This window comes from Actinoplanes sp. NPDC049118, from assembly GCF_040648555.1.
Classification (GTDB): Bacteria; Actinomycetota; Actinomycetes; order Mycobacteriales; family Micromonosporaceae; genus Actinoplanes.
Genome location: NZ_JBEZDY010000008.1, coordinates 342,922 through 348,944, shown reverse-complemented (window position 1 = coordinate 348,944; position 6,023 = coordinate 342,922). Strand labels below are relative to the sequence as shown.

Annotated in this window: 8 protein-coding genes; 5 read left to right on the top strand and 3 right to left on the bottom strand. The window is 71.7% G+C overall.

Going from position 1 to position 6,023, the window contains the following annotated elements:
* Positions 1-395 precede the first annotated feature (395 nt).
* Together AB0B58_RS15555 and AB0B58_RS15550 are read left to right on the top strand one after the other, a co-directional pair.
* Positions 396-1,034 carry a CGNR zinc finger domain-containing protein gene (locus tag AB0B58_RS15555; protein WP_360223652.1) on the top strand — a complete coding sequence of 213 codons (639 nt, stop codon included), beginning with the start codon at positions 396-398 and terminating at the stop codon, positions 1,032-1,034.
* Between the two features lie 42 nt (positions 1,035-1,076).
* Entirely contained in the window at positions 1,077-1,853 is a 777-nt protein-coding gene (locus AB0B58_RS15550) for a zf-HC2 domain-containing protein (RefSeq protein WP_360223651.1), read from the top strand.
* A gap of 18 nt (positions 1,854-1,871) precedes the next feature.
* Here the strand turns inward: AB0B58_RS15550 and AB0B58_RS15545 are convergent, their stop codons facing one another.
* The 3 genes from AB0B58_RS15545 to AB0B58_RS15535 all read right to left on the bottom strand — a co-directional run bounded on the left by AB0B58_RS15545 (position 1,872) and on the right by AB0B58_RS15535 (position 3,080).
* On the bottom strand, positions 1,872-2,105 hold the full coding sequence (locus AB0B58_RS15545; RefSeq protein WP_354719150.1) for a hypothetical protein: 234 nt from the start codon (positions 2,103-2,105) through the stop codon (positions 1,872-1,874).
* Positions 2,106-2,164: 59 nt separating this feature from the next.
* The gene (gene mscL, locus AB0B58_RS15540; RefSeq protein WP_360223688.1) at positions 2,165-2,611 is read right to left on the bottom strand and encodes a large conductance mechanosensitive channel protein MscL; all 447 of its coding nucleotides are present in this window, start codon (positions 2,609-2,611) and stop codon (positions 2,165-2,167) included.
* Positions 2,612-2,726: 115 nt separating this feature from the next.
* Entirely contained in the window at positions 2,727-3,080 is a 354-nt protein-coding gene (locus AB0B58_RS15535) for an STAS domain-containing protein (protein ID WP_360223648.1), read from the bottom strand.
* A gap of 166 nt (positions 3,081-3,246) precedes the next feature.
* Between AB0B58_RS15535 and AB0B58_RS15530 the strand changes: the two genes are divergently transcribed.
* Genes AB0B58_RS15530 through AB0B58_RS15520 form a run of 3 tightly spaced genes read left to right on the top strand, consistent with a single transcriptional unit; the run spans position 3,247 to position 5,989 of the window.
* Complete coding sequence (locus AB0B58_RS15530) at positions 3,247-3,783, top strand: PadR family transcriptional regulator (RefSeq protein WP_360223646.1); 537 nt, start codon at positions 3,247-3,249, stop codon at positions 3,781-3,783.
* Positions 3,780-4,469: an ABC transporter ATP-binding protein gene (locus tag AB0B58_RS15525; protein ID WP_360223644.1), complete on the top strand. Its 690-nt coding sequence runs from the start codon at positions 3,780-3,782 to the stop codon at positions 4,467-4,469. Before AB0B58_RS15530 ends, AB0B58_RS15525 begins: the two co-directional genes overlap by 4 nt.
* Entirely contained in the window at positions 4,466-5,989 is a 1,524-nt protein-coding gene (locus AB0B58_RS15520; RefSeq protein WP_360223642.1) for an FtsX-like permease family protein, read from the top strand. The genes AB0B58_RS15525 and AB0B58_RS15520 overlap by 4 nt, the downstream gene beginning before the upstream one ends.
* Positions 5,990-6,023 lie beyond the last annotated feature (34 nt).

The following is a 6,023-nucleotide window of genomic DNA, read 5'->3' as shown; positions in this document are numbered from 1 at the left end:
GGAGTCGAAGTCGATGTGTGCGGCGTCCCAGGTCCCGTTGTAGAACGCCAGGACCTTGAACGGGGCGGCCGCGGCGGCTTCGGTGGCGACGGCGGTGCCGACGGCGCCGGCGGTGAGGATTCCGAGCGCGGCCACGAGGGCGCGCCTGAGCAGTTTTCGAGCCACGGAATGTCCCTTGGGGATGGGGGCGGTGGGGGCGGCGCCGCTGCCTCACATCCTCAGTCATCGATGCCTCATGCCACAAGGTTAAGAACACTAATAGTTAATTTAAGTGCCGATGATTCCATGATCAACAGCGCGTCAGCACCCCGAGACGCTGCGTGGACGGCGACCCGCCCCGCCGATCGGGCGACCGGTGGATGCTGGTGTGAAAAAGAATCAAGTACCCTTCGCCTATGTCATGGAAGGCAAGTGCCCGGCACGGCGTACGCGAGGCGCCCGCCGGCCTCGCCCTTCTGCAGGATCTGCTGAACACGCGGGCGTCCATGTCATACGCCCCGGACCTGCTGGGTGACCCCGACGACGCACAGCGGTGGCTGACCGACGCGCTCGGCACCTGGTCCCGGGTCGCCGGCCTGCCCGCGCCCGTCATCCTGCTGTCGTCGACCGACATGCGCTCGCTGCGCCGGCTGCGCACGACGTTCGAGGGGGTCATCCTCGCCGGAGGCCGCAATCACGAGCCCGACGGCGCGCTGCCCCCGGCCGACGTGCCGGTCAGCCTGGTGCCCGACGCCGACGGCTGGGTTCGGATGGTGCCCAGCGGCCGCGGCACCCGCTGGCTGGCCTCCGCGCTGTGGGCGGAGGCCCTGCTCGCCCAGCAGGCCGGTCTCTGGCCCCGGCTCAAGCTCTGCCACAACGTCGACTGCCGGGCGGCGTTCTTCGACACGTCCCGCAACAACAGCGGGGTCTGGCACGACGTCAGCACCTGCGGCAACACGGCGAACCTGCGGGCGTTCCGGGAGCGTAAGCGCCTGATGGGCGGTTCCGGCGGCCAGCTCGGCGGCCCCAGCGTGCAGCGCCCCGATCTGCACTGACCGCGCGGGAACCAACGCACCCCGGCGGGCGACTATGAGGGTATGGCGTGTGAGCGGTGGCGCGAGATGCTGTCTGCACAACTGGACGGCGAGGACGATCCGGCCGATCGGGCCCGGGTCGATGGGCATCTGGCCGGGTGTGCGGGCTGCCGGGAATGGTTCGAGCGGGCGGCCACGGTCAACCGGCTGACCCGTACCGGTCTCGTCACGGACGTGCCCGACCTCAGCGCCGCCATCATCGCGGCCCTGCCGGCCGCCCCCGAGCGCCGGCGGCGCCGCCTGCTCAGCGCCGGACCGCTCTACGTCGCGCTGGCCGCGGTCGGCGCCGTGCAGCTCATCCTCGGGCTGGCGCAGGTCGGCGGCGGTGCGAGCAGCCTGCACGTGCACACCGGCCTGGACGCGACCCCCGGCCACCTGTGGCACGAGTCGGCGGCCTGGAACGTGGCCGTCGGTGCCGGCTTCCTCTTCATCGCCCTGCGCCGCAGTCGGCCCACCGGCCTGGTCCCGATGCTGACCGCGTTCGTGGGGATGTTGCTGCTGCTCTCGGTCAACGACCTGTCGGCGGCCCGGGTCGACGGCGAGCGGCTGGTCAGCCACGGCTTCGTGATCCTCGGATACCTGATCGTCGTGGCGCTGTCGCGGGTCACCGGCGAGTCGGCCCGCCCGCCCGGCGACCGGGCGGCGGGCGGCAGCGGCTGGCACTTCGTCGAGGAGGACGAGGCCGGCGAGCCGGCGCTGCCCGGGCTCCGCCTCGTGCCGCGCGGCCCGCTCACCGCCTCCGCGGCGGTCCCGCCGGGCGGCGAGCGCCGAGCCGCCTAGCCCGCTGCGCGGGCGGCCTCAGCGGGAGGGCGGGCGGACCGACAGCTCGCGCCACTCGTCCGGGCCGACCAGCAGCGCGCGGACCATGTCGAGCGCGGCGTCCTCGCTGTCGTACTCGAAGAAGTGCGAAACGCCGTCAGCGCCGCCGGCCCGCTGCTCGACATACCACTGGTCGCCGCTGGTACGCAGGTAGACGTCCTTGCGCGCGACGTGTCCCCATCTGCCGTTCCACCAGTGCTTACGCTGCTCCATCCCGGCACTGTATCGAACATCTGTTCGAACAGTGCCGGGCGGGGTTGATCTTTTCGAAGTCAGCGCCGCGGCGGGTCCTGCTGCTGGTGTCGGCCGAGGATGTCGTTGGCCGCGCCCGGCGAGACCCGCTGCTGAACCAGCGCGTCGCGGATCTCGGTGAGCAGCCGGATCTCCTCGCTGGGCGCCGCGGGCGGCGGCTCCTCGCCGCGCCGGCGGCGCTCGGCGAGGCGGTTGAGCGGGTAGACCACGAGGAAGTAGAGGACCGCGGCGGTCAGCAGGAAGGTGATGACCGAGTTGATGAAGGCGGCCCACTGGAACTCGACCTTGCCGACCATCCAGACGCCGGCGGTGGCGCCGCTGTTGCCCCCCATCAGCTGGATGAGCGGCTTCAGGAAGGCGTTGGTGAACGAGGTGACGACGGAGGTGAAGGCGGCGCCGATGACGATGCCGACCGCGAGGTCGACGACGTTGCCCCGCATGATGAAGTCTTTGAAGCCTTTGACCATGGACAAGAGTCACTCCTGCGCGTGAGCCGAGGGGGTTTGCGGGCAGAGGGTTTCCCGCAGCCGGTCAGCGACAAACTACGCCGATCGGATCACATGCGAAAATGACGGGTGGCGCTCAGTCGAGCGCGGGCTCCTCGGCCGTCACGGCCTCGTCCACGGACGGATAGGTGTGCAGCACCTCGACCAGCCCGCTGACCTCGAGGATGCGCAGCACCCCGCGCTGCGGTGCGGCGAGGCGCACGACGCCGCCGGCGTCGTCGGTGCTGTTCTTCGCCCGCACGAAGACCGACAGCCCGGTGGAGTCGCAGAAAGACACCTCGGCGAGGTCGAAGACCAGCCGCGTGCGCCCCTTTTCCAGCAGGTCGCTGATCTGGTCCTGAAGCTGTGGTGCGGTGGCCATGTCGAGCTCACCGGCGACCGACACGACGACCATGTCGCCGCGCTGTTCCGTTTGTACCGTCAGGGACATTCAGGACCTCCAGTTATGTCACGAACGCTACTCCACGCCGGGAAGGGTGTGCAGAAGGGGAGCAGGGTTGTGCGCGGGAGATTTTAGTTGGCCCATGGCAAGTAATGAAGGGGCCGGTGGCGCGGAGGGCTTGACGGCACTATTCACTCAGTGAATAGTGGTTGCCATGTCAACGTCGCACGTACTGCTCGGGCTGCTCTCCGCCGGCCCGCAGCACGGTTACGAGCTCAAGCGGGCGCACGACGAACGCCTGCCCAGGGCGAAGCCGCTCGCGTACGGACAGGTCTATGCCACGCTCGGGCGCCTCGAGCGGGACGGGCTCGTCGAGCAGTCCGGCCAGGACCAGGAGGGCGGGCCCGAGCGAACTTCGTACGCGCTCACCGACGCCGGCCGCGACAAGCTCGCCGAATGGCTGGCCGCCGTCGAGCCGCCGGCGCAGTACGTGGCGAGTGACCTCTTCGCCAAGGTCATCGTCAGCCTGCTCGCCTCCGGCGCCTCCGCCGCGACCGACTACCTCATCGCCCAGCGCGCCGCGCACACCACCCGGCTGCGGGAGCTGACCGCGGTCAAGACATCCGGCGACTCGTCCGCCGGGGACGTCGTCGCCGCCGACTACGCCATCGCCCACCTGGACGCGGACCTGACCTGGCTGCAGACCACGCTGCTGCGCGTCGCCGACCTGCACCGAGAGGTGAACGCATGAACGCACTACTCACGGGAACCGGGCTGCACCGCTCCTACGGGCCCACGCCGGCGCTGCGGGGCATCGACATCGAGATCGGCGAGGGCGAGATCGTCGCGGTGACGGGCCCCAGCGGGTGCGGCAAGTCGACCCTCCTGCACTGCCTGGCCGGGATCCTCAAGGTCGACGCCGGCGAGGTGCGCTTCCGCGACCAGGACATCGGGCTGTGGAGCGAGTCGGCCCGCTCCCGCCTACGGCGTACGGAGTTCGGCGTGCTGTTCCAGTTCGGCCAGCTGGTGCCCGAACTGACCGCGGCCGAGAACGTCGCACTCCCGCTGCTTCTCGCCGGCTCGGGGCGGCGGGAGGCGCGGAAGTCCGCGACGCTGTGGCTCGGCCGCTTCGGCGTCGGCGACCTCGCCGACCAGCTTCCCGGCAGGATGTCCGGCGGCGAGCAGCAGCGCTGCGCCGTGGCCCGGGCCCTGGTCACCGAGCCCAAGGTGCTCTTCGCCGACGAGCCGACCGGCGCGCTGGACGTGCTCACCGGCGAACAGGTGCTGACCGAGATCGTGCACGTCGCCCGCGAGCAGGGCACCTCCGTCGTCCTGGTCACCCACGAGCCGAAGATCGCCGCGTACGCGGACCGCGAGATCGCCCTCCGCGACGGCGTGCTCGACCCGACCGGCCTCGGCCTGGGAATCGGCTCATGAGGCCGTCGACGCTGGCCCGCCTGGCGGTCGCGGGAGGCCGCACCGACGTGCTCCGGATGGCCTTCACCGCGGTCAGTTCCGCGCTGGCCGCCGTGGTGCTGCTCTCCGCCGCGGCCGTGGTCGCGGTGCCCGAACTGGGCGACCCTGACGAAGGCTCCAACGCCTGGAACCAGCAGTACGGCAGCCAGCTCATCACCGATCCCGGCCTGCGGCCCGGCGTGGTGGCCACCCTGTTGCTGCTGGCCGTGCCGGTGCTGTTCCTGGCCGGGCAGAGCATCCGCTTCGGCAGCCCCGCCCGCGACCGCCGGCTCGCCGCCATGCGGCTGGCCGGCGCGACCCCCGGGCAGGCCGTCCTCGTGGCGGCCGGGGAGACCGCGGCCGCGGCGCTGCTCGGTTCGGTCCTCGGCACCGGCGCCTTCCTGGTGCTGCGGCTGCTGCTCGACGTCCGCAGCGAATTCGGCCTGCTGTTGCTGCCCACCGACGTACTGCCGTCCCCGCTCGCCTTCGCGCTGGTGCTGCTGCTGGTGCCGCTGCTGGCCGGGCTGATCGGCGCGTTCCTGCTGCGCCGGGTCATCATCACACCGCTCGGGGTGGTGCGCCGCACCCGGTCGAAGCCGCCGCGCCTCTGGCCCGGTGTGCTGATCATCATCGGGGTGTTCGCGCCGTTCGTCATCCGGCCGCTCGGCCGCCTCGTGGTCCGCGCCGGCAACCGGATCGGCGCCGACCTGTCGGTCGCCGCCGGCTTCGCACTGGTGCTGCTCGCCGTCGTCGGCGTCATCGTCGGCACCGGCTGGCTCAGCTACACCGCAGGCCGTCTCCTGCACCGCTTCGGCCGCCGGCCGGCGACCCTGCTGGCGGGCCGGCAGCTCATGGCCGATCCGTGGAACGGCAGCCGCACCCTGTCGGCCCTGCTCGCCGCGCTGGTCGTCGGCGCCGGGGTGCTCGGCTACCGGGCCTACATGATCACCCAGTTCGCCGCCACCGACGAAGCCAACCGGCTGGGCGGTGGCAATGCCGGCTTCGGCGGGACCACCGACTTCTATCTGAACTCCGCGGCCCTGGCCGGGCTCGCCGTCGTCGCCGGGCTGATCGTCGCGGCGGCCGGGATCATGGTCGCGCTCGGCGAGGGCATCGTGTCCCGGCGCCGGACCTACGCGGCGCTGGTGGCGGCGGGCGTCCCCCGCCGGGTCCTGGGCGAATCCATCGCCTGGCAGACGCTCGCGCCCGTGGTGCCGGCCATTCTGGCGGCGCTCACGGTCGGGCTGAGCCTGCTGCGGGGCACGGGAACGGAGGTCACCGCCGGCGGCGGCGGAAGCTGCGCCGGCACCGAAGCACAGTGCGCCGACCCGAACTCGCCGTACTGGCAGATGGATCCCGTGGTGACGATGCAGGTGCCCGTGCCCTTCGGCGACCTGCTCGCGCTCGGCGGCGCCGCCTTCGTGCTCATGACGCTGGTGGTCGGTGTCGGCCTGTTCTTCCTGCGCCGAAGCACCGACCTCGACGAGCTGCGGACCGTCTAGGGCTCGTGGCCCGGCCGGACCGGCCGGGCCACGA

What these genes read in the sequence shown, in the direction of transcription:
- AB0B58_RS15555 (WP_360223652.1), top strand. Translation starts at nt 396, where the DNA reads ATGTCATGGAAGGCAAGTGCCCGGCACGGCGTACGCGAGGCGCCCGCC.
- AB0B58_RS15550 (WP_360223651.1), top strand. Translation starts at nt 1,077, where the DNA reads ATGGCGTGTGAGCGGTGGCGCGAGATGCTGTCTGCACAACTGGACGGC.
- AB0B58_RS15545 (WP_354719150.1), bottom strand. Translation starts at nt 2,105, where the DNA reads ATGGAGCAGCGTAAGCACTGGTGGAACGGCAGATGGGGACACGTCGCG.
- mscL (WP_360223688.1), bottom strand. Translation starts at nt 2,611, where the DNA reads ATGGTCAAAGGCTTCAAAGACTTCATCATGCGGGGCAACGTCGTCGAC.
- AB0B58_RS15535 (WP_360223648.1), bottom strand. Translation starts at nt 3,080, where the DNA reads ATGTCCCTGACGGTACAAACGGAACAGCGCGGCGACATGGTCGTCGTG.
- AB0B58_RS15530 (WP_360223646.1), top strand. Translation starts at nt 3,247, where the DNA reads ATGTCAACGTCGCACGTACTGCTCGGGCTGCTCTCCGCCGGCCCGCAG.
- AB0B58_RS15525 (WP_360223644.1), top strand. Translation starts at nt 3,780, where the DNA reads ATGAACGCACTACTCACGGGAACCGGGCTGCACCGCTCCTACGGGCCC.
- AB0B58_RS15520 (WP_360223642.1), top strand. Translation starts at nt 4,466, where the DNA reads ATGAGGCCGTCGACGCTGGCCCGCCTGGCGGTCGCGGGAGGCCGCACC.